This window comes from Microcoleus sp. AT3-D2, assembly GCF_036705715.1.
Classification (GTDB): Bacteria; Cyanobacteriota; Cyanobacteriia; order Cyanobacteriales; family Microcoleaceae; genus Microcoleus.
Map to the genome: position 1 here is coordinate 1 of NZ_JAUBVE010000090.1, position 26,072 is coordinate 26,072.

21 protein-coding genes and 2 pseudogenes are annotated in these 26,072 nt (G+C 45.4%); 13 read left to right on the forward strand and 10 right to left on the reverse strand.

The features are described from left to right. Positions 1-56 precede the first annotated feature (56 nt). Complete coding sequence (locus QUB44_RS26735; RefSeq protein WP_333372268.1) at positions 57-254, reverse strand: hypothetical protein; 198 nt, start codon at positions 252-254, stop codon at positions 57-59. A 101-nt stretch (positions 255-355) separates the two neighbouring features. Then, complete coding sequence (locus QUB44_RS26740; RefSeq protein WP_333372270.1) at positions 356-1,174, reverse strand: carbohydrate ABC transporter permease; 819 nt, start codon at positions 1,172-1,174, stop codon at positions 356-358. Positions 1,175-1,668: 494 nt separating this feature from the next. On the opposite strand from QUB44_RS26740, the gene QUB44_RS26745 reads away from it, so the two are divergent. From QUB44_RS26745 to QUB44_RS26770, 6 genes are all read left to right on the forward strand, one after another. After that, positions 1,669-2,361 carry an aldehyde oxygenase (deformylating) gene (locus tag QUB44_RS26745; RefSeq protein WP_333372272.1) on the forward strand — a complete coding sequence of 231 codons (693 nt, stop codon included), beginning with the start codon at positions 1,669-1,671 and terminating at the stop codon, positions 2,359-2,361. 145 nt (positions 2,362-2,506) lie between these two features. After that, on the forward strand, positions 2,507-3,532 hold the full coding sequence (locus tag QUB44_RS26750; RefSeq protein ID WP_333372274.1) for a long-chain acyl-[acyl-carrier-protein] reductase: 1,026 nt from the start codon (positions 2,507-2,509) through the stop codon (positions 3,530-3,532). A gap of 262 nt (positions 3,533-3,794) precedes the next feature. Further along, entirely contained in the window at positions 3,795-4,775 is a 981-nt protein-coding gene (gene accA, locus QUB44_RS26755) for an acetyl-CoA carboxylase carboxyl transferase subunit alpha (RefSeq protein ID WP_333372276.1), read from the forward strand. Positions 4,776-5,017: 242 nt separating this feature from the next. Beyond that, a complete protein-coding gene (locus QUB44_RS26760; RefSeq protein ID WP_333372278.1) occupies positions 5,018-5,743 on the forward strand; it encodes an SDR family oxidoreductase in 726 nt (241 codons plus the stop codon). Positions 5,744-5,858: 115 nt separating this feature from the next. Further along, positions 5,859-6,593 (forward strand): GTP cyclohydrolase I FolE, encoded by a 735-nt coding sequence (gene folE / locus QUB44_RS26765; RefSeq protein WP_333372280.1) that lies wholly within the window; start codon positions 5,859-5,861, stop codon positions 6,591-6,593. A 218-nt stretch (positions 6,594-6,811) separates the two neighbouring features. Beyond that, positions 6,812-8,227, forward strand: coding sequence for a phosphoglucomutase/phosphomannomutase family protein (locus QUB44_RS26770; RefSeq protein ID WP_333372281.1), 1,416 nt, complete (start codon positions 6,812-6,814; stop codon positions 8,225-8,227). Between the two features lie 113 nt (positions 8,228-8,340). Here the strand turns inward: QUB44_RS26770 and QUB44_RS26775 are convergent. Further along, positions 8,341-9,709 (reverse strand): annotated as a pseudogene (locus QUB44_RS26775) (IS4 family transposase). Positions 9,710-9,853: 144 nt separating this feature from the next. Further along, a complete protein-coding gene (locus QUB44_RS26780; protein ID WP_333372283.1) occupies positions 9,854-10,534 on the reverse strand; it encodes a hypothetical protein in 681 nt (226 codons plus the stop codon). Positions 10,535-10,674: 140 nt separating this feature from the next. Here QUB44_RS26780 and QUB44_RS26785 point away from each other — a divergent pair, with 140 nt between their 5' ends. The 6 genes and pseudogenes from QUB44_RS26785 (at position 10,675) to QUB44_RS26810 (ending at position 17,024) form a co-directional block, all read left to right on the forward strand. Then, a complete protein-coding gene (locus QUB44_RS26785; protein WP_333372285.1) occupies positions 10,675-11,214 on the forward strand; it encodes a hypothetical protein in 540 nt (179 codons plus the stop codon). A 16-nt stretch (positions 11,215-11,230) separates the two neighbouring features. Further along, positions 11,231-12,302 (forward strand): annotated as a pseudogene (locus QUB44_RS26790) (ISKra4 family transposase). A 421-nt stretch (positions 12,303-12,723) separates the two neighbouring features. After that, positions 12,724-13,155, forward strand: a complete 432-nt coding sequence (locus QUB44_RS26795; protein ID WP_333372287.1) for a hypothetical protein — start codon at positions 12,724-12,726, stop codon at positions 13,153-13,155. Between the two features lie 129 nt (positions 13,156-13,284). Next, on the forward strand, positions 13,285-13,662 hold the full coding sequence (locus QUB44_RS26800; protein ID WP_333372289.1) for a YkvA family protein: 378 nt from the start codon (positions 13,285-13,287) through the stop codon (positions 13,660-13,662). Between the two features lie 215 nt (positions 13,663-13,877). After that, the gene (pcrA, locus tag QUB44_RS26805) at positions 13,878-16,226 is read left to right on the forward strand and encodes a DNA helicase PcrA (protein WP_333372291.1); all 2,349 of its coding nucleotides are present in this window, start codon (positions 13,878-13,880) and stop codon (positions 16,224-16,226) included. A gap of 192 nt (positions 16,227-16,418) precedes the next feature. Then, a complete protein-coding gene (locus QUB44_RS26810; RefSeq protein ID WP_333372293.1) occupies positions 16,419-17,024 on the forward strand; it encodes a hypothetical protein in 606 nt (201 codons plus the stop codon). A gap of 2 nt (positions 17,025-17,026) precedes the next feature. Here the strand turns inward: QUB44_RS26810 and QUB44_RS26815 are convergent, their stop codons facing one another. The 5 genes from QUB44_RS26815 to QUB44_RS26835 form a co-directional block, all read right to left on the reverse strand. Continuing rightward, on the reverse strand, positions 17,027-18,301 hold the full coding sequence (locus QUB44_RS26815) for an FGGY-family carbohydrate kinase (RefSeq protein ID WP_333372295.1): 1,275 nt from the start codon (positions 18,299-18,301) through the stop codon (positions 17,027-17,029). A gap of 206 nt (positions 18,302-18,507) precedes the next feature. Further along, complete coding sequence (locus QUB44_RS26820; protein ID WP_333372296.1) at positions 18,508-18,720, reverse strand: type II toxin-antitoxin system HicB family antitoxin; 213 nt, start codon at positions 18,718-18,720, stop codon at positions 18,508-18,510. A gap of 270 nt (positions 18,721-18,990) precedes the next feature. Then, positions 18,991-20,403 (reverse strand): serine/threonine-protein kinase, encoded by a 1,413-nt coding sequence (locus QUB44_RS26825; protein ID WP_333372298.1) that lies wholly within the window; start codon positions 20,401-20,403, stop codon positions 18,991-18,993. A 190-nt stretch (positions 20,404-20,593) separates the two neighbouring features. After that, positions 20,594-22,429: a biosynthetic-type acetolactate synthase large subunit gene (gene ilvB / locus QUB44_RS26830; protein WP_333372300.1), complete on the reverse strand. Its 1,836-nt coding sequence runs from the start codon at positions 22,427-22,429 to the stop codon at positions 20,594-20,596. 773 nt (positions 22,430-23,202) lie between these two features. Beyond that, a complete protein-coding gene (locus QUB44_RS26835; protein WP_333372302.1) occupies positions 23,203-24,513 on the reverse strand; it encodes an MFS transporter in 1,311 nt (436 codons plus the stop codon). 356 nt (positions 24,514-24,869) lie between these two features. On the opposite strand from QUB44_RS26835, the gene QUB44_RS26840 reads away from it, so the two are divergent. Continuing rightward, positions 24,870-25,208 (forward strand): P-II family nitrogen regulator, encoded by a 339-nt coding sequence (locus QUB44_RS26840; RefSeq protein WP_006633346.1) that lies wholly within the window; start codon positions 24,870-24,872, stop codon positions 25,206-25,208. A 140-nt stretch (positions 25,209-25,348) separates the two neighbouring features. Here the strand turns inward: QUB44_RS26840 and rdgB are convergent, their stop codons facing one another. Then, the gene (rdgB, locus tag QUB44_RS26845; RefSeq protein WP_333372304.1) at positions 25,349-25,936 is read right to left on the reverse strand and encodes an RdgB/HAM1 family non-canonical purine NTP pyrophosphatase; all 588 of its coding nucleotides are present in this window, start codon (positions 25,934-25,936) and stop codon (positions 25,349-25,351) included. Between the last annotated feature and the right edge of the window lie 136 nt (positions 25,937-26,072).

Here is a 26,072-nt window from a genome sequence, read left to right on the forward strand (position 1 = left end):
CTCGACTTTTTTTGACGCTTTTATTGATTTTAACTATTTTACACTTATTCGGATATTTACAAAACCGGGATGCTCCCTTTTCGACCTCCTCCACCCGCAATAATTCTCACTTTTTTCGATTCTAGTAAAGCTTGCTTTTCATGATGTAATCGTTCGGCATTTTGGAGCAATTGTTGTAAATGTTCATATTCCAGACCAATTAATCGCTGTGTTTCTTTATGATTCTCTTCAATATGATTCAGGATATCGCTCATGTTTGTGTGTAAAAAAATGTCTCTTATGTTCTTTTACCACATAATGTTACTATTTTGGAGATGTCTAATGACTACAAACTTAATTGCCAAGCATCTCCAACTCAATTCTTAATCCCCGTCGCCGCAATCCCCCGAATAAACTGCCGCTGACCGGCCAAAAACAGCAACACCACCGGTACAGTTCCAATTACCACCGCCGCCATCAACAACTGCCAACTGCTAGTAAACTGTTCCTGAAACTCAGCCAGAACCAACTGCACAGTCCGCAACTCCGGCCGCGTCGTAAACACCAGCGGCTTAAACAAATCGTTCCACTCCCCGATAAACGTAAACAAAAACAGCGTCACCAAAGCAGGGCGGGCCAAGGGTAACATCACTTGCCACAAAACCTGCCAGCGGTTAGCTCCATCCAGCATTGCCGCCTCCTCCAACTCCACGGGAACAGTCATAAAATACTGGCGCAGCAGAAAAATCCCAAAACCGTTAGCCGCCGTAGGCAAAATCAGCGCCCCGTAAGTATTCAGCAGATGACCCCACTTCAAAACCAAGAAAATGGGAATTACCAAAAGCTGAAACGGAATTACCAGCGTCGCCAAAACCCCCAAAACTACGGCCTGTCGCCCCCGAAACTTCAGCCTGGCCAAAGCATAACCGGCCAAAGCAGAAGTCACAACCTGAAAACCCGTCACTGCGATCGCCACTAGAGTAGAATTAAGGAATGCCAACAAAAAATTGCCCCGTCGCCAAGCCTCCTGATAGTTCGCAAAAGTCAGGTCTGTAGCCTTGACACCGACACCAGATGGTGATACAGAGACCAAAAATACAGCAGCCAGTGGCAGCAGCACCAGCGCAGCACCCGCCAGCAAGCAAATAAAACTCAGCAGTTCCAGCGCTTGAGACCTGTCAAAGGATTTACCCATAAATTTGTGAATTAACCTAAAATAATAAGCCTGTGAGGTTCTCCAACCCGATCGCCTCCCAGATTCCCATACAACAACATAATAGTCGTAGAGGGAAAGAAGGAGTACCTAGGGAGGAAGTTGTGATTAGGATATAATGTTATAGATAGAGTTGGTACTATAAAACCCTTCAATGGGGAGACATAGACCGTATTTCTATCATCTATTTCCGGGAAAAAGATCGGCTAACGACTAATTCAAGTAATTAGTAAATAGATAGGATTCTAGCGAGAGTCTTTCTGGAGTGTTCGATGGCCTAAGTCCGGCAAACACGCGCTCGGACGCCAGTTTTTCCCGGAACGTCAAAGAAAAGTTCTTTGTCGAAAGCATCCTCAGCTATAATCTGTGATTTAGATGGGGTGCGTTCAAAATAGGTAAAGTGTACTGTCACTGACCCCCAATTTTAAAGGGGTTTCCAAACATCCCACAAGCTTATATGAGGAGACTACATATCTATGCCCCAGCTTGAGGCCAGCCCAACAATTGACTTTCAAACCGAAACTTACAAAGATGCTTACAGTCGCATCAACGCCATTGTGATTGAAGGCGAACAAGAAGCTCACGACAATTACCTGACACTGGCCGAACTGTTGGCTGACAAAAAAGCAGAGTTAGTTGGCTTGTCCAAGATGGAGAACCGCCACATGAAAGGCTTCCAAGCTTGTGGCCGGAATCTTAAAGTCACGCCGGACATGGCATTTGCCAAAGAGTTCTTTTCGGATTTGCACAGAAACTTCCAAACGGCCGCTGCTCAAGGTCAGATTGTAACTTGCTTGTTGATTCAATCGCTAATTATCGAGTGTTTTGCGATCGCAGCTTACAACATCTACATCCCCGTCGCCGATGACTTTGCTCGCAAAATCACCGAAGGCGTCGTCAAAGAAGAATACAGCCACCTCAACTTTGGGGAAGTCTGGCTGCAAGCTCACTTTGAGGAATCCAAAGCCGAACTCGAAGCCGCCAACCGCCAAAACCTGCCCATCATCTGGAGATTGCTAAACTCTGTCGCAGACGATGCCCGCGTTTTGGGAATGGAAAAAGACGCTTTAATCGAAGACTTTATGATTGCCTACGGCGAAGCCCTAGGTAACATTGGCTTTAACAACCGCGACATCATGCGGATGTCAGCACAAGGTCTCGCAGCCTAGTTAATTAGGAAATAAGGAATGGGAAAAAAATTAAAAATTAAAAATTAAAAATGGGATAGCTCATTTTAAAATATAAATTTTTAATCTTCCCATCTTCCCATCTTCCCATCTTCCCATCTTCAATCTTCCTTCATTTGACAACTTAATGTTTGGTCTAATCGGTCACTTAACCAGCTTAGAACACGCCCAATCAGTAGCTAACGAGCTGGGCTATCCAGAATATGCCGATCAAGGTCTCGATTTTTGGTGCAGCGCACCGCCCCAAATAGTTGATCAGATCACGGTAACAAGCATCACTGGACAAAAAATAGAAGGTCGCTATGTGGAGTCCTGTTTTCTGCCAGAAATGCTAGCCACTCGCCGGATTAAAGCAGCCACTCGCAAAATCCTTAATGCGATGGCACACGCTCAAAAAAACGGGATTAACATCACTGCTTTAGGTGGCTTTTCTTCGATCATTTTTGAGACTTTCAACTTGCAGCAAATTAAGCAAATTCGCAATCTCAAGTTGGAGTTCGAGCGGTTCACCACTGGTAACACTCACACGGCTTACATCCTCTGCCGCCAAGTAGAAGAAGCAGCCCCCAAATTAGGGATTGAACTTTCAAAAGCCACTGTAGCCGTTTGCGGTGCTACTGGCGATATTGGCAGTGCGGTGTGTCGCTGGCTGAATGTTAAAACAAATGTAGCAGAATTGTTGCTCATTGCCCGCGACAAAGAACGATTGCAAGATTTGCAATCGGAATTGGGACGAGGCAAAATCATGGACTTGGAAGAAGCCCTCCCCCAAGCGGATATTGTAGTGTGGGTAGCCAGTATGCCCAAGGGAGTAGAAATTGACCCTAAGACATTAAAGCAACCATGTTTATTGATTGACGGTGGCTATCCGAAAAATCTGGCAACTCAGGTTCAGCATCCAGAAATTTACGTACTCAATGGCGGCATTGTGGAGCATTCCCTCGATATTGAGTGGAAAATTATGAAGATTGTCAATATGGATGTACCGGGCCGACAGTTGTTTGCCTGTTTTGCCGAATCAATGCTGCTGGAATTTGAAAAATTGTATACCAATTTTTCTTGGGGACGGAACCAAATTACTGTGGAGAAGATGGAGCAAATCGGTCTTATTTCTGTCAAGCACGGTTTCAGACCTTTATTAATGTCATTTTGATGTTAAAAGTCAACTGTTAAATTGGAAAATTTAATAGTTGACTTTTTCTTTGGCATCGGAATAATATTTTTCGGAGTGCAGCGCGATCGGAAAGCTCGCGCTATATGATAATGATGATAATGATGTGACCAAATTTGATATCATACAAAATTTAAAACTCAAAGTTTCCAATTTTGCCGTCTTTTTTACCATCCCCTGACAGGGTAGGATCTCGAAAGAGTCGATCGACAAAACCTGACAAAACCTTATAGAAATTATCCGCGTGCCAAACCCAGACCGTAAACCCTTACTCTTAGATTTTGAAAAGCCCCTGGCCGAACTCGAAACCCGAATTCACCAGATTCGCGAACTCGCCGAAGAAAACAGCGTCGATGTCACCGACGAAATTCGCAAACTCGAAGCTCGCTCAGCCCAACTGCGACAAGAAATTTTCAGCAGCTTGTCCCCCATGCAGCGGCTGCAACTGGCTCGTCACCCGCGCCGCCCCAGTACCCTCGATTACATTCAGGCAATTAGCGACGAGTGGATCGAGCTTCACGGCGATCGGCGCGGCGGAGACGACCCGGCCCTCGTTGGCGGAATTGCCCGCATAGACGGGCGCCCCACAGTCATCATCGGCCATCAAAAAGGGCGCGACACTAAAGACAATATAGCCCGCAACTTCGGCATGGCGGCTCCCGGCGGCTACCGCAAAGCCCTGCGGTTGATGGAACACGCCGATCGCTTCGGAATGCCAATTTTCACCTTTATCGACACTCCGGGGGCTTGGGCGGGCTTAGAAGCAGAACAGCTCGGACAGGGAGAGGCAATCGCCTGTAACCTCCGAGAAATGTTTCGCCTCGACGTTCCCATTATTTGCACCGTCATCGGCGAAGGCGGTTCCGGCGGCGCATTGGGTATCGGTGTCGGCGAGCGGCTGTTGATGCTGGAACATTCCGTCTACACCGTCGCCACCCCGGAAGCTTGCGCGGCCATTCTCTGGAAAGACTCTGGCAAAGCTAACTTGGCTGCAGAAGCCCTGAAAATCACTTCCTGGGATTTGAAAAACCTCGGCGTTCTCGATCAAATAGTACCAGAGCCGATCGGCGGCGCTCACTCGAATCCCCTCAAAGCTGCGTCCATACTCAAACAAGCTTTGTTAGAAAACTTAGCAGAACTAACCCAGCTTACGGGTCAGCAGCGACGCGAGCTCCGGTATCAAAAGTTTCGCCACATCGGTGTATTCACTGAAATTTCTGCTTGAGCCGATCGATTCAGAGTTATCAGTTATGAGTTAAAAATTCTTAACTTTAAACTCATAACTCACAGCTCATTATTCTGCGGATCTGTCAGCAGTGTTATAATTTCTCAGGTGACACCGGCTTAACAGTTCTTAATGTTCATCTCATAATTAACTGTTATCACCCGCAGCAGACAGTTGTCTAATTTGCCTCAGAAGGCTGCAACGCTGTAAAGAGTTGCCGAGCGAAAGTATTAGGACACTGAATGAACCATCCAACAACAAAGCAGGCTCTGATTACCGGAGCCAGCAGCGGTATTGGCAAAGCGACGGCTTTAGCGTTCGCCGCCGAGGGCATAAATCTGGCCTTAGTTAGCCGAGAGTCGGAAAACTTAGAAGCCGTTGCTGCAGCAGCCAGAGAAGTCGGAGTGAAAGCAGAAGCTTATCCCTTAGACTTGGCAAAAATTGAGCAAGTGCAAAGCAGCATCAGCGCGATCGCAGCTCAATTGGGTGCTGTAGATATCCTGGTCAACAGCGCGGGTATGGGCTACACCGGCTCCTTGACGGAAACGTCCCTAGCCGACTGGCAGAAGGTTCTAGACCTCAATCTTACTAGCGTTTGGCAGTGCATTCTAGGAGTTTTGCCATCGATGCGCGATCGCGGATCGGGAATCATCATCAACGTTTCCTCGATCGCCGGCAGCCAAACCTTCCCCAACTGGGGAGCCTACTGCGTCAGCAAATTCGGTCTCATGGCATTGTCTAAAACCTTAGCCGCCGAAGAACGCGCTCACGGAATTCGCGTAACAGCAATCTGTCCGGGTTCTGTCAATACTCCCATGTGGGACACAGACACCGTGGACGCCGACTTTGATCGCACCGCCATGTTAACCCCAGAAATCGTCGCCCAATCAATTCTGCACGCGGTTCAGTTGCCAGCAAGTGCAGTAATTGAAGAAATCACGCTCATGTCCAACGCAGGAGTTTTGTGAACTTGAGATTGTAAAATAGTGGGTTTTTCTCACAATCCAACAATCTTTGAATCTCTATCAATCGAAAATCCAAAATCGAAAATCCAAAATCGATCGACCCTCACACCAAATTGTTATGACAATTGCATCTTCCGCCGATTCCAATGGCTCGAACTCACTCTCGACTGACAGCATGAAACTGTTACAAACCGCAGAAAACAACACCCCGCGCATCCCAACTCGACCCGATCGCAATTCCTCGCACGGTCAAGAATCCAGCGTGCCCAAACCCTCAGAAGTAGGCCAAGAAGAAATGATGGAGGCCGTTCGCACAATGCTGCTGGGAGTAGGAGAAGACCCCGAACGCGAAGGATTGCTCAAAACCCCAAAACGGGTAGCAGAAGCAATGCGGTTTCTCACCAGTGGTTACAGTCAATCCCTCGAAGAACTCCTCAACGGCGCTATCTTTGACGAAGGTCACAACGAAATGGTACTGGTGCGAGACATCAGCGTATTCAGTATGTGCGAACACCATATGCTGCCGTTTATGGGTCGAGTTCACGTCGCTTACATTCCCAACCAAAAAGTAGTGGGATTGAGCAAATTAGCCCGAATTGCTGAGATGTACAGCCGCCGATTGCAGGTGCAAGAACGTTTGACACGCCAGATTGCCGAAGCAGTTCAGACAATATTGGAACCGCAGGGAGTAGCTGTAGTCATGGAAGCCAGCCATATGTGCATGACGATGCGAGGTGTGCAAAAACCTGGTGCTTGGACGGTTACGAGTGCCATGTTGGGGGTGTTTCAAGAGGAACAGAAAACTCGCGAAGAATTCCTGAATTTGATCCGCCACCAACCGGCTTTCTTTTAGTCATTAGTCATTAGTCATTAGTCATTAGTCATTAGTCATTAGTCATTAGTCATTAGTCATTAGTCAATCACTTTTTGGGTGGTGGCTAGCAATTAAGCAATTTGGTCACTAGCCCCCAGATTCATCCGCAGTCGCAATCTAAAATCTAAAATCTAAAATCAGATGACGATCGACTGATAAACCCATAAAATAGACGGGTGACTCATGACTTGTGACTAATGAATCCTATTAAATTCGGTACAGATGGCTGGCGCGGTATCATTGCTGACGATTTTACATTCGATCGCGTGGCGTTAGTAGCTCCCCTAGCGGCACAAGTTCTCGCACAAACCAGCAGCAGCGGTACCGTAATTGTCGGTTACGACCGTCGGTTTCTGGCTGAAGAATTTGCCTTCACAGCGGCTGTTGCCATCCAAAACGCAGGATTTGACGTGCTGCTGAGCGAATCCTACGCCCCAACTCCGGCTTTCAGTTTAGCTGCCAAACAATTAAATGCTTTGGGTGCGATCGTCCTGACAGCCAGCCACAATCCCGGCGCATATTTAGGGTTAAAAGTCAAGGGCGGATTTGGCGGTTCAGTTTCGCCCGAAGTTACTCAACAGATAGAAGAAAAACTCGAAAATCCGGCGGCACTTTCAGCAAGTCCCGGCAAATTGGAGAATTTCAATCCTTGGCCAGCTTACTGCAAAACCTTGCGGGAAATGGTAGATATTGAGGCGATTAAAGAAGCGATCGCCAGCGGCAAAATTACAGTATTTGTAGATGTAATGCACGGTGCCGCCGCCGGAGGATTAGCTCAAATTTTAGAAGAAACAGTGCACGAAGTCAACAGCGATCGAGATCCGCTGTTCGGCGGCGGTGCACCGGAACCTTTGCCGCGCTACCTGTCGCAGTTATTTCGGGTGATGCGTACTCACCAGCGAAAAAGCTCTGGTTTGTCGATCGGATTTGTATTTGACGGAGATAGCGATCGAATTGCAGCCGTTGACTCTAACGGCAACTTTCTCAGTTCACAAATCCTAGTTCCCATACTAATCGAACATTTAGCAAAACGGCGCGGCTTGACCGGGGAAGTCATCAAAACAGTCAGCGGTTCAGACATAATTCCCAAAATTGCCAAGCTGTACGACTTGCCTTTATTTGAAACGCCGATCGGTTACAAGTATATAGCCGATCGAATGTTAACCACCCAAGTCTTAGTCGGCGGCGAAGAATCAGGAGGAATTGGCTACGGTACGCACATTCCCGAACGAGATGCTTTGCTGTCAGCGCTGTACTTGTTAGAAGCAGTTGTCAAATCCGGGGAAGACTTAAGCGAAATTTACAGCCGACTGCAACAAGAAACCAGCTTCACTTCAGCTTATGACAGAATAGACTTGCACCTAGCAAACATGGAAGAAAGGTCGCGTTTGCTGTCGCTGCTGCAAAATCAACCTTTAACAGAAATCGCCGGCAAAGCAGTTGTAGATTGCAACAAAGTTGACGGATATAAATTCCGCTTAGCTGACGGAAGTTGGCTATTAATTCGGTTTAGCGGTACTGAACCCGTGTTGCGGCTGTATTCAGAAGCAGCCACATTGAAAGAAGTTATGCAAAACTTGAATTGGGCGAAAGGTTGGGCACAGAAAGGTTAGACTCTAACCCTCAGTGAGTGACACGGGCGAGACGCCCGTGCCACAGATAAATGCCCTTAAAAAATCTCGTTTGTAGTAAGGACTAAAGTCCAATGGCACTGAAAAAGTCTCAATCACGCCCTCCGTTTAGCTTTCAAGACAGAGCGAGGTTCCTGCATTCGAGGATACGGTTTCGGTCTGCGTTTCAAGACTCTAGGTTCGGAACGCTCAGGTCGAATCATGAGTAAATTAGTTGCCACCTGTTCCAACAGCAATTGATGCCATTGTCGCTGTTGGCGTTTCCCTGTAGTTGCCAACAGCGTCAAGAACTGATTAAACAACTGCCGAGTTGATTGGAATGAGACTTGAAAAGCTGTATGTTCTGACGAAGATACGGCCTGCCACATAATGGTACGTAATAAAGTGTAAGCTAGTAAGTGTGTCCAGATTTCCTTTCTCACCATTGCCGGAGTTTTAGCTGTTAACATCTCCATTTTCAACGTGGTTTTAAGGTAGGGTAAGTTAACTTCTGCCCCTGACCAACGTAGCCCATATAAAAGAGTTAATTTTTGCACTGTATATCGTTGGGCATCGATTAATGTTGTTACTACAATAATCCGTTGAGATCGAAAACCACGGCGTTGAATACGCAAGCAGACTTCCCGAACCATAAAATTAGACGGCAATGCCTCAAAGTCCTGATTCATCATGTGTTCGGGACAATGTTTTGGCTTGTCCCAGACCACTTTATGGTCGCCTATTCCCAACTTCTTCCCCCGCCCTTAAGTCCGTCTTACGCCAATAATTTTTGCGAAAAATAGCATCGGCTCCCTGCTGTTTTACCAAAACTAAATCGAGATAATTGCCCTAAGCTCGATCCGCTAATATTACATCGTCTGGTAGTAAATTTGCATAAAGCAGACGACTCATCACAATTTCACTTGTCGCCAACGAATCTATTCCAGCAAATACCACTGCACCTGTGAGTAATGAAAACAAGACCACCATTTTCGCTATCGGAAATCCACACCCTGGTTTTTGATTACTGTGTTGCGGATACTCGGCTTGATTTGCAGTAGTATCACTCATCAACACGGTTGTCCCGACGAGATCCCGCACCCGTCGTCCACACCATTGTTGTTCTATCGGAACTTGTTTTTCGAGCTCGTTGGCCACGAACGGTACTAACTGTTGGACGAGTCTTTCCGGTAGTCATTGACGAGCTTTACTGTAAGCCCCTGTGTCCGAAGAAGGAGCTTTGACTCCGGCTGCACTCAGCCAGATACCCATACGCTTCACCGCTTGACTGAGACTTTTATCTGGAGACAGTACCTGGGATACCATTGCCCATAACGTCACTATCGGTGTGTAGACGCTGCTGTAATACCTCACATTCTCGTTAGCGAGAAGCTCTTGGACTTTAAAGTCTGGTAGAAGCTCCTTCCAGGGTAAGGCCACACTCTGTAAAAATTGTTGCTTGAGAATAGACGCACGATTTGACATAATAGAGATAGATTTTTGTGTTTGTAAGGCAATGATCTATATATATATTGCCTTACAGATTTTTTTGGGTTCACTTTTTCAGTGCCATTGGACTTTAGTCCTTATTCAACAAAGCAGCAACTTCACCAAACCGCTCACCGATACTCATTTTACTAGAGAAGCTGCCAATTCACTATACTGATTCTTGATGTGGATAGAATCTATCATCATAATTTTAATTTCAATATGCTCGCTAAGAGTATTATAAAATTCAAGTAGTTTATTTTGCCAATTTAAGTAGTAATACCCTACTTCCTCATCATTTCCTATCGTTTTAAGATACTGAGACCAAGCTGTATTTCTATAAAGCTTAGTAGACGCTACAGCCTGACTAATCAGAGAGTCTGGCAATTTTAGAATAACTACTGAGAAACCTAGTATTTCTAAACGATTATAAATATCTCTGATTTTGGATTCATCTTGAGAATTTGGATACCATAGATTCATTGTTTTTAAGTTGGCATGATGGCTACCTAAAAACCTTTCTAGGGTAGAGTCAATAACTGCATTATCTTGGTTATGACAGAATTTACTTTTAGATTTCCAAGAGGCAATACCTTCCAATTCCTCAACAATATTAGACGCTAAGCCAATTGTGGCTTGTGCCGTTAGAGAGTGCTTGGCTTTCTCATTTTCTAGGACACGTTCGGTGTAATGTTCGCTAATGTAAACCTTTGTTCTGGCAGGATGTCTATTAGTCAATATTTGTTGTAGCTCTTTAATAAATGTGGTTTTACCAGAAGCTACTACTCCTTCAATAATCCAGCCGCTGATATGTTTTACCATACTTGAATTACCTATGTCTTATTTTAATTGATGCTAATAATTTTTTATGCTAAAATCTAAGAGTGAGATTTATAATTTGACTGTGAGAGTCCCTCGACTGTCATCTCTCGCGCTCGGGATTAATTTTGGGAGCTAAAAATATGGCATACAGCGATTTCAGCCTTGCTAGAGTTAAAAACGATTTTGGATTAACTTTGGATGAAACTCGCGATTTATTTGCCGCTACAGCCCCTGTTACACCATCAGAAATCTTAACAACTATTTTAAACGATTACGTGCCTTTAGCAATTTCTATTTCCACTGAAAAGGCTCGATCGGAATTTTTAATTGCTCCGATTTTGGCAGAAGTTAGGCGGCTGTTAAACAAGCGAGTTTCGCTGTTTTCAGGTAAGGATTTTACTGTCGATCCAGGAAGGGGATTGCAAGGATTTTGCGATTATATTATTAGCGGTTCTCAGGAACAATTGTTTATCAGTGCTCCAGCTGTGACCATCTTTGAAGCGAAAAAAGAAGATATTATTGGCGGGCTGGGGCAATGCGCGGCGGCAATGGTAGCGGCTCAATGTTTCAATCAAAAGCAAGACAGTGAGGTCGATGGCATTAGAAATGGGGTGCATCTCACTTTGGCGAATGTGTCAAAAAAGAGTGAAAATGAAAAAGCTAGTAAAATCGTCAAATAAATATAAGGCAAATAAAATGATACCATCAGACCAACAACAGCTAAAAGCCCACTTAAAAGCGGTAGCAGAAATTCTTTACAGAAATACAGCTCCAACCCAGTTAAAAAGTTTTGAAAGTATAGAAAAATCCCTGCGAAGCGAAAATGTTAGAAGAAGTAGGCCCAGAACTAGGTAGCTTTTTTTTCAGCAGTATCAGGAATTCAAACAGGAAAACCCCGAAAAATAAAATCAATAATCGGCTCGCTCGACATTACAGATAATCAGGCAAAATATTTTGACTTAAAAGCTTACAGTCAATTTAGTCCAGTCATGGAAAATTGCTGTCTTTTAATCAGTGCCAATGAATCTTATCAAAGGGCAGAAAAAGATTTGGAAAAATTTACGGGAATCAAAATTTCTCACAGTACATTACAAAAATTAGTCAAGAGACAAGAATTTGAATTTCCTACATCTAAACAAGGAGTCAAAGAAATTACATTCATTAGATGGCGGTAAAGTTAGACTACGCAACCAAACCAAGGGCGAGAGCTGTTACTGGAAAGACTATAAAGCCGTGTGTTTAAATAATGTTTATTCTGGAGCATTTTTTCAAAATAATCAAGACTCAATTGATTGGACTAATAGCCAAAAATTACTACACCATCTGTATTGTTTAGGAGATGGTCATGCCGGAATTTGGAACATATTTAAAAAAATTGGAGATAATGAACAAAGACAATAAATCTTAGATTGGTATCATCGAACAAGAAAATCTCTACAAGGTAGGGGCTTCAATAAAACGATTAAAATCAGCAGAAACTATGTTATGGCAAGGCAAACTTGATGAAGTTATAAAAATATTTAAAGACTTTAAAGGTCAAGTATTTAAAACGTTTTGTAATTATTTAGAGACCCATCGCTGCCGAATAGTAAATTACCAATACTACAAAAAAGAATCCATAAGTTCGATTGGTTCGGGAACAATTGAATCAATAATTAAACGCATTGGATTAAGGGTAAAAATATCGGGAACACAATGGAATATTGAGAACGTTTCGTCTATCCTTGCTCTTCGCTGTGCTTATCTCAACGGTCAACTTTCAATTTGATGTATTTGCCAAACTGAGATGCACCCCTCAAATGTTGCTGGAGTGACACCACATAAACGTTTGAACTCTGCAGGCTCTAGATTCTTAACTTGTTTGTAACTCATTTTAGATTAGTTGAATTTCTATCTATTTTACAACTCTCTCAGACTTTCGCAGGAGGTCTAATATCTCTCAAGTTCTCAAGCATCGCTGCTCTTATCTTAATCTTGCTTTTGCCTAAATATTTCTACTTATTGCATAAGTGAGATGCTCCCGTGAATTATGTTCTGTCGATTTGGCAAACTGGCTCAGGAAAAAGGGTGTATCTTTTTGTTTAAAACTGAAAAAGAATCATTGTATCGAAACAGAACATTTAGTTTGGCAACGGCTAGATGAATTAGGAATAATACCAGGAACATCTTGATATTTTCAAGGTAAAAGAGTGAGAAAAACTCAGCCTGCTACTGGATTTGATGTTGCTTGTAAGTGGAAAAGAAACTACGGGGCATGGAAGGTAGATGAAGCATGGTTTATACTCACAGATTTAGGCTCATTGCCGGCAGCTATCGATGCTTATAAGCAACGGATGGGTATTGAAGAAATGTTCCGAGACTGTAAAACAGGAGGCTACGATCTTGAAGGAACTAGCCTAAAAGGAAACCGACTTATTAACATGATTCTGCTCATGACACTTGCGTACAGTTCAGCAATATTTCAAGGCACTGAACAGAAGAGAAAGCAGGTTCAAAAATATGTATGTCGTTGCAGAGAACCCAAGAAAAAATATCGCAGACGGAGTACATTTGGTGTTGGATTAGATGGAGAAAAGTGGGTTGATTATCTAGAACAATATTCTTTGGAGGTGGAACAGTAAACGCAAGTTAACTCCTTCTAAATGCCGCTTCAATCAACAAGGTATGCGGGCTGAAACCCTTATACAGTCTATATCGTAGACCTCTTTGTCACCCCCCAGGGACTATTGAAGACTGTAAAAAATTAAAATATGCAATCCTTAAAACAAGTTGCCCGCCGACTAAAAAAAGAGATTTACGCTGTTTATTTAGCCACTACAGACCAGAGATTACCTTGGTACGCCAGAATTTTAGCAGGTCTTACGGTGGCCTACGCTTTTAGCCCGATCGACTTAATTCCTGACTTCATACCAGTTCTCGGCTACTTGGACGATTTGATAATTGTACCTTTGGGAATTTGGCTGGTACTGAAGATGATTCCGTCACAGGTTTTAGCCGAGTGTCGGGAAAAAGCAGCCGCAGAAATAGAGCGAGGAAAACCGATAAATCGGGCTGTCGCTGTTGTGATTGTTGCCATTTGGATTGGCTTGGGAATATTAGCAGCAATTTGGCTAACACGAATATTTTAACGTTAAAAAAAATCACCTATCTAGTTATTGTGTAGGGTGCGCGCCGAGCACCTTACCTTAAACAACTCGCTTGGGCAAAAAATATTTAAAGTTCAAAAAATCACCGTTCTAGTTATAATATAGGGTGCGCTAGGCACACCTTACGTTAAAAAAACTCGCGGTATCGCATACCAAGTATTATTTACCCCTTAAAAAATTAAACTAACTTTCTAGCTATGACTCAAACCACTGACTTCCTCAGCCACCTCAACCCATCTCAGCGCCAAGCAGTCGCCCATTATAACGGGCCACTGTTAGTAGTAGCGGGCGCTGGTTCCGGCAAAACCAGAGCTCTAACTTACCGAGTTGCTAACTTAGTTCGCACCCATCGAGTCGATCCTGAAAATATTCTGGCGGTGACATTTACAAATAAAGCCGCCAGGGAGATGAAAGAAAGAATTGAGAAATTGCTGGCAACTCAGCAAGCTGAAGCGGAATATGGCAAACCTTTGGTAGACTTAGCCCCGGATGTGCAAACCAAATTGCGATCGCAAATTTACCAAAGAATTACCAAACACATTTGGATGGGGACTTTTCACTCTTTGTGCGGTCGCATTCTCCGCTACGATATTGAAAAATACCAAGACGAAAAAGGCCGCCAGTGGAAGAAAAACTTTTCGATTTTTGATGAATCAGATGCTCAAAGTCTCGTCAAACAAATCGTCACCAAAACCCTGAACCTCGACGACAAGAAATTTGACCCTCGAAAAGTCCGATATATCATCAGCAACGCTAAAAATAAAGGGTTGTCGCCTCAAGAATACCAAGCAGCAGAACCGGATTATCGAGGTCGTGTGATTGCCGATGTTTACAGTCGCTATCAAGACGCTTTAGCGGCCAACAATGCCCTAGATTTTGACGATTTAATCCTCGTTCCCGTTAAACTTTTGAGTCAAAATGAGCAAGTATTAAGTTACTGGCATAAAAAGTTTTGCCATATTTTAGTTGACGAATACCAAGATACAAACCGCACTCAATACGATTTGATTCGGATGTTGGTGACAAATAACGCCGACCCGAAAAACTTCGATAAATGGCAAAATCGCTCGATTTTTGTCGTGGGCGATGTCGATCAATCAATTTACAGCTTTCGGATGGCAGATTATACCATATTGCTGGAATTTCAAGAGGATTTCGGAGATGGTTTGTCAGACGAAAAAACTCAGACAATGGTAAAATTAGAGGAAAATTATCGATCGCGCGAAAACATCCTGCAAGTCGCGAACCACTTGATCGAACACAATACCGAACGGATCGAAAAAATTCTGCGCCCGACTCGCGAACCGGGAGCTCCGATTGTTGTCTGGCGCGCCGACAACGAATTAGAAGAAGCGGAATTTGTAGCGGGTCAAATTCATTCCTTGAAGCGCCAAAACTCCGAATACGAAAACGGCAGTAACTTTGCGATTCTCTACCGAACAAACGCTCAATCTCGCTCCTTTGAAGAAGCGTTAATGCGTTTAGACATTGCCTACAATATTGTCGGTGGCCTAAAGTTTTACGATCGCAAAGAAATCAAAGATATCCTAGCATACCTGCGGGCGCTTGCCAATCCCGACGATAGCGTTAGCCTCAAACGCATCATCAATACTCCCCGTCGCGGCATTGGGGATACCACATTTTCCAAAATCGAAGACGCTGCAACTCAGTTAGGCATTCCGTTGTGGGAAATCCTCAGCGATGAATCTTCTGTCAATACTCTCGCAGGGCGATCGGCAAAAGCTATTATTAAGTTTGCCGAAATGATTGGTCGCTGGCAATCGCAAATTGAAACTCTGCCGGCTTCGCAAATTGTCCAAGGAATTATCCAAGATTCAGGCTACATTGAAGATTTGAAAAATCAAGGAACCGAGGAAGCAGAAAATCGCATAGAAAACGTCAGAGAATTGTATAATGCAGTGCTGCAATTTGAAGAACAAAACGAAGAACCGACGCTGACAGCATTTTTAGCAAAAGCATCTTTAGCATCCGATTTAGATGACTTGCAGGAAGAAGATTCCCGCGTATCGTTGATGACGCTGCACTCCGCAAAAGGGCTAGAATTTCCCGTGGTATTTTTAGTCGGAATGGAACAGGGTTTATTTCCCAATTTCCGCAGTTTGGACGACCCGAAAGCGATCGAAGAAGAACGCCGTTTGTGCTACGTCGGCATCACTCGCGCCCAGGAATTGCTATTTCTCACCCACACTCGCGAACGCCGCCTTTGGGGAGGTTTCCGGGAACACTGCACCCCTTCGCTATTCTTAGGGGAATTGCCGACACATTTGCTGGCTGGAAGTGCGAAGAAAACTAAGACAGCTAAAACGGCTGTTTCCAAGGGAAAAACTAATAATTCAGCAGCTAATTCTGGGAATTCTCAATCGGTGGATTGGAAAACGGGCGATAAAGTTTTTCATCATGCTTTTGGAGTTGGAGAAATTACCCACGTTTTGGGAGAAGGCGATAAAACTAATCTGGCAATTAAGTTTTCGGGTTTGGGCAGGAAAATCATCGATCCCAGAACAGCTAAGTTGCAGCGAGTGTAATAGAAAAATCGGCGGTTGAAACCGCGTATATACAGGCAAAACCCTAGAATAGCTGGTTGAAGAATGGGCGGTTAAAATGCGGTAAGAATTACGTTTTTATCTTTAGTCCACTTCGGGTATATCGTTTGTGTAGACGCGGTTTCAACCTTCGTTTTATCTAAGTAAAAAGTAGAAATAAAAACCTAAACTCTTATGTCTTACAGTCAATTTACGACCATCGGCAAGGTTAAAGAAGCCTTCAATCTTACAGTAGTGGAAGGAATCAAATTTCTGCCGGAAATCGAACCGATCGCACCCGCAACAGCCTTGCAGACCATGCTGGAGACAAATTTGCCTTGGGCGATCGCCACTAGCACCGAAAAAGCCCGTTCTGAAGCTATTATTAACCCTGTATTGCTGGAAGTTCGCAGGATTCTGAACCAACAAATCAGCGTGTTTTCGGGTGAGGAATTTAATGTTGATGTGGCTGTTGGACTTACAGGAGTTTGCGATTTTATCATCAGCCGTTCCCCGGAACAATTAGACGTTGAGGCCCCGGTAATTGTGATGGTGGAAGCTAAAAAAGGAGATTTGAAAGTAGGTTTGGGTCAATGTATTGCTGAAATGGTGGCGGCCCAGAGATTTAATGAAGCCAAAGGGCGATCGATTTCCGTCATCTACGGCAGCGTTTCCAGCGGCACAGCTTGGCGGTTTCTCAAGCTGGAAGGGCAAATAGTAACGATCGATCTTACCGATTATCCGCTACCTCCAGTAGATAAAATATTGGGATTTTTCGTGTGGATGGTGCGCGAAAATTAGCATTATATCCCCATCGCACCCCGCATCGCCAACAGCGCCACCCCGTAAGCAGCCGCAGTATGAATTGGCGTTTCAACAGGCACTTTTAAATAACGCTTTCTAATCGCACTCCAGACCGAATTTTTCGCCCCGCCGCCAGCAGTATAAACTTTGGTCAAAGGAGTTGCACCCAATTCTTGCAATAATTGATATCCCCGCGCTTCAATCCGCGCTATGCTTTCTAGCAAACCATGCAGAAATTCCACAGAATCAGTGGGACGCGGTTCGAGTCTGGGCGGCAAATTCGGGTTATTAATCGGAAATCGATCGCCCTTTTTCAACAATGGGTAATAATCCAGCAAACTCTCTTGTGCTGGATCAATTTGTGTGCTATAATTCTCTAACTCAACATCAGTAAAAAAATGCCGCAGCACCGCACCTCCGGTATTAGAAGCACCTCCAACTAACCACAAATCGCCTAATTTATGACTGTAAATCCCGTATCTAGAATCATCGACGCGGGTATGACTTAACAGCTTGACTGCTAGTGTAGAACCCAGAGAAGTTACTGCTTCCCCTGGTAAATTGACACCGCTTGCTAAAAATGCTGCAATGCTATCGGTTGTACCAGCACAAATCATACAATCGCGGGGAAAACCGAAGCGATCGCCCACTTGAGCTCTCACTTCCCCCACAGGCGTGCCCGGTGCGACAACTTGCGGTAATTCAGGAGTTGCAGCGCCCGCAATTCCCTCTATCAGCCAATTCGGATAGCACAAAGTATTAACATCGAAACCGAGTTTCAAAGCATTGTGATAGTCGCTAATTCCTAATTTGCCGTGCAGCAGAAATGCCAACCAGTCAGCTTGATGCAGGAAAACCGTAGGGGCGGTTTCCTCTCGAAAGTCTTGCCACCACAGGAGTTTTGCCAGACTGGATGTAGCGCTTAATACTGTGTGGTTATCCGGCGCGATCGCCCGCAACCTCTCTGTCACCGCTGCACCGCGCGCATCATTGTATAAAATGGGTTCGCATACTGGTATACCATCGGTATTGCACAGCATGACAGTGGAAGATGTGCCGTCAAGGGCGATCGCCCTTACCTGATTGCGGATTGTTGGGGGAATTTGCTCGATCAAGTCCCACAGCGCCTTTTGCCACACCGAGGGCAATTCAGGCTGTTGTTGCCCGTTGTTGGCAAAAGTATATTCGGTCTCACAATGTATTGTACCCTGGGAGTCGATGACAGTCGATCGCGCGCCAGTCGTGCCGAAATCTATTCCCAAATAAAGATTCATTTGTTACTCCCGCGAATTTTCCTATATCTCAGAAACCGGGTTTTTTTACGAAAATCTTTCGTTGTCACCCACAGATTAGGTAAAAAACCCGGTTTCTTTGGCATTAGTGCGTAAGTTCATGGCTTAAGCATGGGGGCTAGAAACCCGGTTTCTATGAGTTTTGCGTTGAGTGACGAGAAATCTAGAAAGAAACCGGGTTTCTGAGATTATCGTGCTTCGAAATACTCACAAAGCGTAGTTGGTTCGGGAATCGGTAAACCTTCTTCTCGCAATCCTTCTAAGTGAAATTCTATTGCTTCTTTAATTTTCTGCTGTACTTCCGCAAGGGTAGCGCCTGTGGCTGCACATCCGGGTAAATCTGGTGGATATGCTGAATAATTATTGGGTGTTTTTTCAATCACAATGGCATACCGCATCATTTTATCTCGAATTTAGAGTAGATTAGGATTTACGCACTGACCAAAGAAACCGGGTTTTTACCGAATCTTCTGACTACAACCAAATATTTGGTAAAAAACCCGGTTTCTAAACCCTAAACAGTTTGTGTTAGCCAATTGCTATGACCCGAATTTCGCAAGTCTGTTGTTTGAAGAGTGATATCAAAGCGTAACAGGTAATGAAATGACCAAAAGCCGATAACTTCGTAGAAAAATATCCTTAAAAAAAGGCTTAACAAAGGGCTGAAATCGCTATAGATTACAGCTTACAGCTCTCGATGCGAGAGCAGAACCATAACGCCACTTCACACCCAAACCCCGGAACCCACCCCACCACCCAAACATCTGTCCAGGGAGGTGGCCTTCTGGTGCTTGCAGATTAAAGGTTAAATCATCGTACTCCAACCAATCTTTCCTCCCCTTTTTCCTCTTTCGCCAACCGACACGATCGCCTAGCTTGCATTCAGTATCCCAATCAACTTTGCCGCCCACTTCCAACCAAATTTTTTTCTGGACGCTAAAACCAAAGCGACCCTGACTATATTTTACCCACAACTGGTCGATCGTCCGCAAATCATCGCCAGGAAAATTCTCGATCGAGTTCGTATCGAACCAACCTTCCTTCTCCCGTCTAGCAGCTTTTAACATAACCTTGAATGTTTCCTGATCCGCCTCTTTCCACTTTCCTGCTGCTAATAAATCCCGCAGATGAGTATAGTCAACACCCCGCGCTGATTTAAGCGAGTCTGGTGGCGTTTTCGGTGAAGGTGTTTGAGGTGATGATTGAGGTGATTGAGAAGCAAGATCCTGCAAAACTTCAGTAGCAGATTGATAACGTTTTTTAATAGCAGGTTGTATCATTTTATCTAAAATCTGACCCAGTTCCGAACTGACAGATGTTTTTAAGTGTTCTCGCCACACCCACTCAAACTCGCTATCATCAAATAAATAAATCGGCTCAACCTCAGTTAACAGACACAGACAAGTGACACCCAGACTATAAATATCACTCGCATAAATAGCTTTGCCGTTGGCTTGTTCTGGTGCCGTATATCCAGCCGTCCCGATCCTGGTTCCCGTTAGCCCTAGAGCCGTTTTTGTCGCATATTTCGCGGCTCCAAAGTCAACTAAAACCAGTTGCCCATCTTGCCTAAGAATAATATTTTCTGGCTTGATATCCCGGTGAATTACTTGGCGGGAATGAATGAACTCGAATACTGGCAATAAATTATTAAGCAAGTCGCGAATCTGCGTTTCGCTAAAATATCCCTTAGATTCTAGTGCTTCGGCTAAATTTTCACCGTCGATGAATTCTTGGACTAAATACTGCCGTTCATCTTGACTAAAATATGCTAATAAGTCGGGAATTTGAGAATGTTTACTCAACTGTTCTAGGCGTACTGCTTCAAGAGCAAATAACTCAGCAGCTTTCTGGATACTTGAAGTGCCTTGAAATAGGGGGTAGAATTGTTTAATAACGCAGGGAGGTTTGGAGGGTTTATACTCGTCAATAGCTAGAAAAGTGCGCCCAAATCCCCCTTGTCCAATAATTTTTTGGGCTCCGTAGCGATCGCCCAATAGCAGTTTATTCCCACATTTTTGACAGAATTTTGTATAGCCAGACGGGTTTTGGAATAGGCAATCAGGGTTTAGACACTGGCTCATAAAATATGCCTAGAGATTACAGATTAAAGCTCTCGATGCAATGCCAGCGGAGATGGTGTTAAATGTGAAACAGCAGATCCGGGTAAGCACACGGCATTGCCTTTCATCGTGTCAACTTAACCGGAAAAACCGCTTAACCCGAAATATCGGCAGGGGTTTAAATCCCTGCCAGACAAGGCCTTGTCTCTACTTAAACTTTTGTCCCGCACTCAGGACAAAAGTTATTCGTCGAAACATTCTTCGCGCCGCAACTGGGACAATAAACCAACTCCGCAGAGTGCAACTTGCTACGATCGGGCAAACCAACCATTTGAGCGTTGCTCTTACCTGGAACTACCATCGGATAGCAGTTTTCGTCCCTCGTCACCTTCACGTTCATCAGCACTGGGCCGTCATGAGCGAGCATTTGAGCGATCGCATCTTTGAGTTCTTCCGGTTGCGAAACCAGCATCCCCTTCACGCCATAAGCTTCAGCCAGCATCACAAAATCCGGCATCCCCACAGTCATATTCGAGGAGGAATAACGCTCGCCGTAGAACGCCTGCTGCCACTGCCGCACCATGCCTTGCCAGCCATTATTTACAATCACAATCTTGACATTAATGCCGTATTGTGCTAAAGTTCCCAGCTCTTGAATATTCATTTGCACGCTAGCATCGCCAGCAATACAAATCACTTGCTCATCGGGTAGGGCCATTTTCGCGCCCATCGCCGCCGGCACCCCGAAACCCATCGTTCCCAAACCAGCGCTCGAAATCCAGCGGCGCGGCCCGTTGTTCAAGAATTGAGCCGACCACATTTGATGTTGACCGACATCTGTTGTGTAGTAAGCATCCGGCGCTTGAGTAGCCAACTCCGAAATCACCTCTTGCGGAGCCAAAATGTCTGGGTAATGAGGCACAACTAACGGATAGTCCTGTTTCCAGCGATCAATCCTGTGCAGCCATTCCGCAGTCTGTCCGGCCTTTCCCGAAACTCCAGTTTCCCGACAGCGGCGCAGCAAGTCGAGCAAAACTTGGCGGACATCTCCGACAATCGGCACGTCAGGGCCGCGATTTTTTCCGACTTCCGCCGGGTCGATATCGATGTGAATCACCTTCGCCCGCGCGGCAAACTCGTCTAATTTCCCGGTCACGCGATCATCAAACCGAGCTCCCACAGCAATTAGCAAATCGCACTCGGTAACGGCAAAATTAGCGTAAGCAGTGCCGTGCATCCCCAGCATTTTCACCGACAAAGGATGGTTTTCGTCAAAGGCACCTTTGCCCATCAGCGTTGTCGTGACCGGCAATTGAAAAAGTTCGGCCAGTTCCTTAATTTCTTCGTGGGCCGCCGCTGCGATCGCCCCGCCGCCCACATAAAGCAAAGGACGCTTTGCTTCCTTCAGCAAATGAATCGCTTGATTAATTTGTCGAGGATTTCCCTTCACCGTCGGCCGATAGCCCGGAATTCTCACTGCTCCAGGTTCCACGGGTAGATAGTCAAATTCTTCCAAACCCACATCCTTGGGCACGTCAATCAACACCGGCCCCGGCCGCCCTGTACTCGCGATGTGGAAAGCTTCTGCCACAATTCGCGCCATATCTCTCGGGTCGCGCACTACATAGGAATGCTTGACAATTGGCAGGGTAATCCCGTAAATATCTGTTTCCTGAAACGCATCAGTGCCGATCGCCGGACGGGGAACCTGACCAGTAATAATTACCATCGGGATCGAATCCATGTGGGCCGTCGCAATCCCCGTTACCAAATTAGTTGCGCCGGGGCCCGAAGTAGCAAAACAAACCCCAACTTGTCCGGTAGCGCGGGCGTACCCGTCGGCCGCGTGAGCCGCACCTTGCTCGTGGCGCACCAGAATATGTTTGATAGCGCCAGTTTCTTCAGCGCGGTAGAGTTCGTCGTAAAGCGGCAGAATTGCGCCGCCGGGATAACCAAAAATATGCTTGACGCCGTGGCGGATCAAGCTGTCAATCAGAGCAAATCCACCAGTTGCACGCTTGATGGTCACTTTAGTTTTTAGTTGCACAGAATTTCCTTCCTTAAACTAATTATGATTTTTAATGAAAGCTTTTATACTACTTTAATCTTAATTAATGAAACTATGAAAATTTAAGTGGTGAGATTTTACAAAAGATTTCGCGATCGCAGAGGGTTCGCCCGATCGAGAAATTGTGGAACAGCAGAGGAAGAAAAGAAACAGAGGAAATAGCGGCCTCTATGGCTGTTTACCCCGATATGACGCTTTTAGAGCATTCGTGATTCGGCATTCGACAAGAAAAACAATAGTTTCAGCAATTAAGAACGTCCTAATCATCAGGGCGGTTGCTATGTTATGGATCGATCGTGAAAAGAAAGCCCTCGAACCTCTTACCATTGGTGTCAACACTCGCCTAAAACCCTTGATAAATTTTGTTGAGACGCGAGTCTCGATCCCGCTCCCATTCCCGTTAAGAAGGGAAACTAAAGAGAATGCTCTGGTTCCCCCCAACTATCAGGGGATATAGACAATCATCGTCAATCGATTTTAGATTTTAGATTTTAGATTTTAGATTTTAGCATTGACCCCACGGATAAATTCGGGGGCTCCTTTATCGGATACAGGTTTTTTCTTTCTGGACGGATGAATCCGGGGGCCTGTATCCCCCCGGATGCTTTCGGTCAAACAGTAGCTCGGTACTACATTTGACCTTAAGTTGACACCAATCCCCTCTTCTATCTTCCTTCTTCCGACGGACATCGGACTGACATCCGTTACATCCGTGGAGCGAATCCGTTGCCGAACTTTCTTCTTTGCAAAGTTTACAGAACATCTTGCAACACTTTGCGAGTATGTTTCCAAGCTGCCATCCCCATCACCGAGACCAAAAAGCCCAAACTCAGCAACACGATCCGCAAGCCCAAGTCATCGTCGCCGACGGCATTACTGACAGCATCAGTCAGCGGGCCAGTCAGTGCTAAAGGCAGGCTCAGAGCAATATTAATCGCATTATTTTCAAATCCAAAGACTTTGCCCCGCATAGATTCTGGAGTTTTTTCTTGAATCAGAGCTTGCATCGGGCCGTTAATTAAGGAAGCGCCAAAACCGAACAGAGCGCTCAATCCGAATCCCACCCAAAGGTGTCTGGCAAAGGCAAACATTGCTAATACAAAACCCATCATCAAGAAACCGATTAAAGGCAGAGGTTTGTGGTGCATTCGATGACCCCAGTGTCCCAAAAAGGCTGCGCCGAAGACCATTCCAATTCCCGCAGCAGCGAGCAAAAAGCCAAATTGAGTTTCTTTGAGACCTATTTTGCCTGAAAGCGCGATCGCCAGCACCTGAAGCGCCGCAAACACGGAATACAAAATCGTCAATTGTACCATCGCGTTGCTGACAAGGTGATTGTGTTTCACATAGCGCAAACCTTCCTTGAGGTCTTGCCAAGGATGGACGTTTTTGCCACTGCTGCCGGCATGACCTTCTTTGATCTGCATGGCATAGATCAAACCTGCAGATATCAGGTACAACCCGCCCAGCAAAAACTCTTGATAAGCTGATCCGAAGCTGTGTTTGACCCAACTAAACAGCGGTTCGCCGATCGTCATCCCGATAATAATCCCGCCCATTGTGGACGAGGCGAACAGAGCATTTGCTGACATCAGTCCCTCTCGCCCCACGGCCAGGGGGACGGCTGCCGCTTCTGCTGGAGCAAAAAATTGCGTTACGGTAGAGATCAAAAACGTCATCGTCAACAAAACCACAAAAGCTTTGGGCAAAAACGGCAAAGCTACAATCAACGCGGCTCGAATCACGTTGCAGGCGATCAGCATTTGCTTTTTGGAAAAGCGGTCTACGACGATACCGGCTACGGAACCAAAGACGATCGCCGGCACGGTGTAGGCGATCATCACCGCTGACAGCATAGAATTTTCCATAGAATTTTCCGAATGCTGCCAAGAAACCGGCCAGGGTCGGTAGTCGCCGGTTTTCAGCAGAATAATCAGCAATACGTAAAAGATTTTATCCGCCACTTGGGCCAATAACTGGCCCGTCCACAAGGCGAGGAAGGGGCGATTTCTCAGTAGGGCATCAAGCCCGCTGCGGTCAGGGGGAGGGCTGGCTGGGTGCATAGGAATAGTTTAACTGACCGCCTCTGGCAATTATAGTTTTCAGCAATACGTGCAAATCTGACGACATAGCAAAGCTGAAACTCGGAAAAATCCTGTCTCCTGCGCTCTTTTTATGTTTTAGCAGATCGGCGGGGGACGACTGCTGCAGTCTTCTTAACTCTACCGCGATCAGCCGGAACCGAGAACCCGCGCCCCCGAAAAATCCGAGAAGATTGTTAAAGGTTGGCGTGCATTTCATCGCGAGTACAAGATAGGGTAATATACTTGACAAAATACTTGCTGTTGGCAGTGATATTAAAAGATGTCACGCCGATTAAGTAATATAACGAAGGTACTAACTGTTAGGAGTGAAAAACTTGAAAAAGGTTGAAGCTATTATTCGCCCCTTTAAACTAGACGAAGTGAAAATCGCACTCGTCAATGCTGGTATTGTGGGGATGACTGTTTCTGAAGTTAGAGGTTTTGGCCGTCAAAAGGGCATGACAGAACGCTATCGCGGTTCTGAGTATACCGTTGAGTTCTTGCAAAAGCTCAAGGTCGAGATTGTTGTGGAAAACGATCAGGTTGACATGGTGGTTGATAAAATTATCGCGGCTTCCCGCACGGGCGAGATTGGCGACGGCAAGATTTTCATCTCTCCTGTAGAACAAATTATTCGGATTCGGACTGGGGAAAAGAACTTGGAGGCAATCTAAGATACTGGGGCATTGGGCATTGGGCATTGGGCATTGGTAACTAATCATTGCCAACGAAAAACCTCTTTCCTGTTTAGTTTTCATACCTAAGTGTCAATATCCAATGCCACAGTTACCCTCTGTTTTGGCTTTTTTCTTCATTATTGGTTGACAAGGTTTGCCATTTGTGGTAAAAGAGCGTGGAAGGCTCGACCCCGGTGAGAGTGCGATCGCTTGATATCCAGTGTCATTTCGGCAAAAGTCTGTTGCTGTGCGGGTACGTAGAAAATGGGGTCATATCCGAAACCTCCCGTGCCGCGAGGAGTGTGGAGGATTTCGCCGCGGCAAATTCCTTCTACTTGCAAGGCTATTGTACCGTCGGGACGGGCGATCGCGATAGCGCAAACAAATTGTGCTTCCCGGTTTTGTTCGCTGCCCAATTCTTTGAGAAGTCGAGATATCCTGTCACCATCGGTTTTGCCGTAGCGTGCCGAGTAAATCCCAGGTTGGCCGTTGAGTGCATCTACCATTAAACCAGAATCATCGGCGATCGACCATTTGCCGGTTGCTTTTGCCACTTCAGACGCCTTCAAGCAAGCATTAGCAATAAAAGTTTCCCCTGTTTCCTCGATTTCCAACTCTTCCGGTTTGAGCTGCAATTCCCATCCCAAATCCTGAAGATAAACTTGCATTTCCTTGAGTTTACCCGGATTGGCCGTAGCTACAACTAGCAATTTGCGATCGGTCATTATTTCTCTTAAAACGTTAGGGTCGAGAGAAGATGTTACCATCTTCTCCCTCCCATTCGATTAGAGTCGATGCCTGTGTTACCACGGGACACCTCTCCTTCAGAACGCGGACGTGCAGCTTTCACTGCATCCGGCT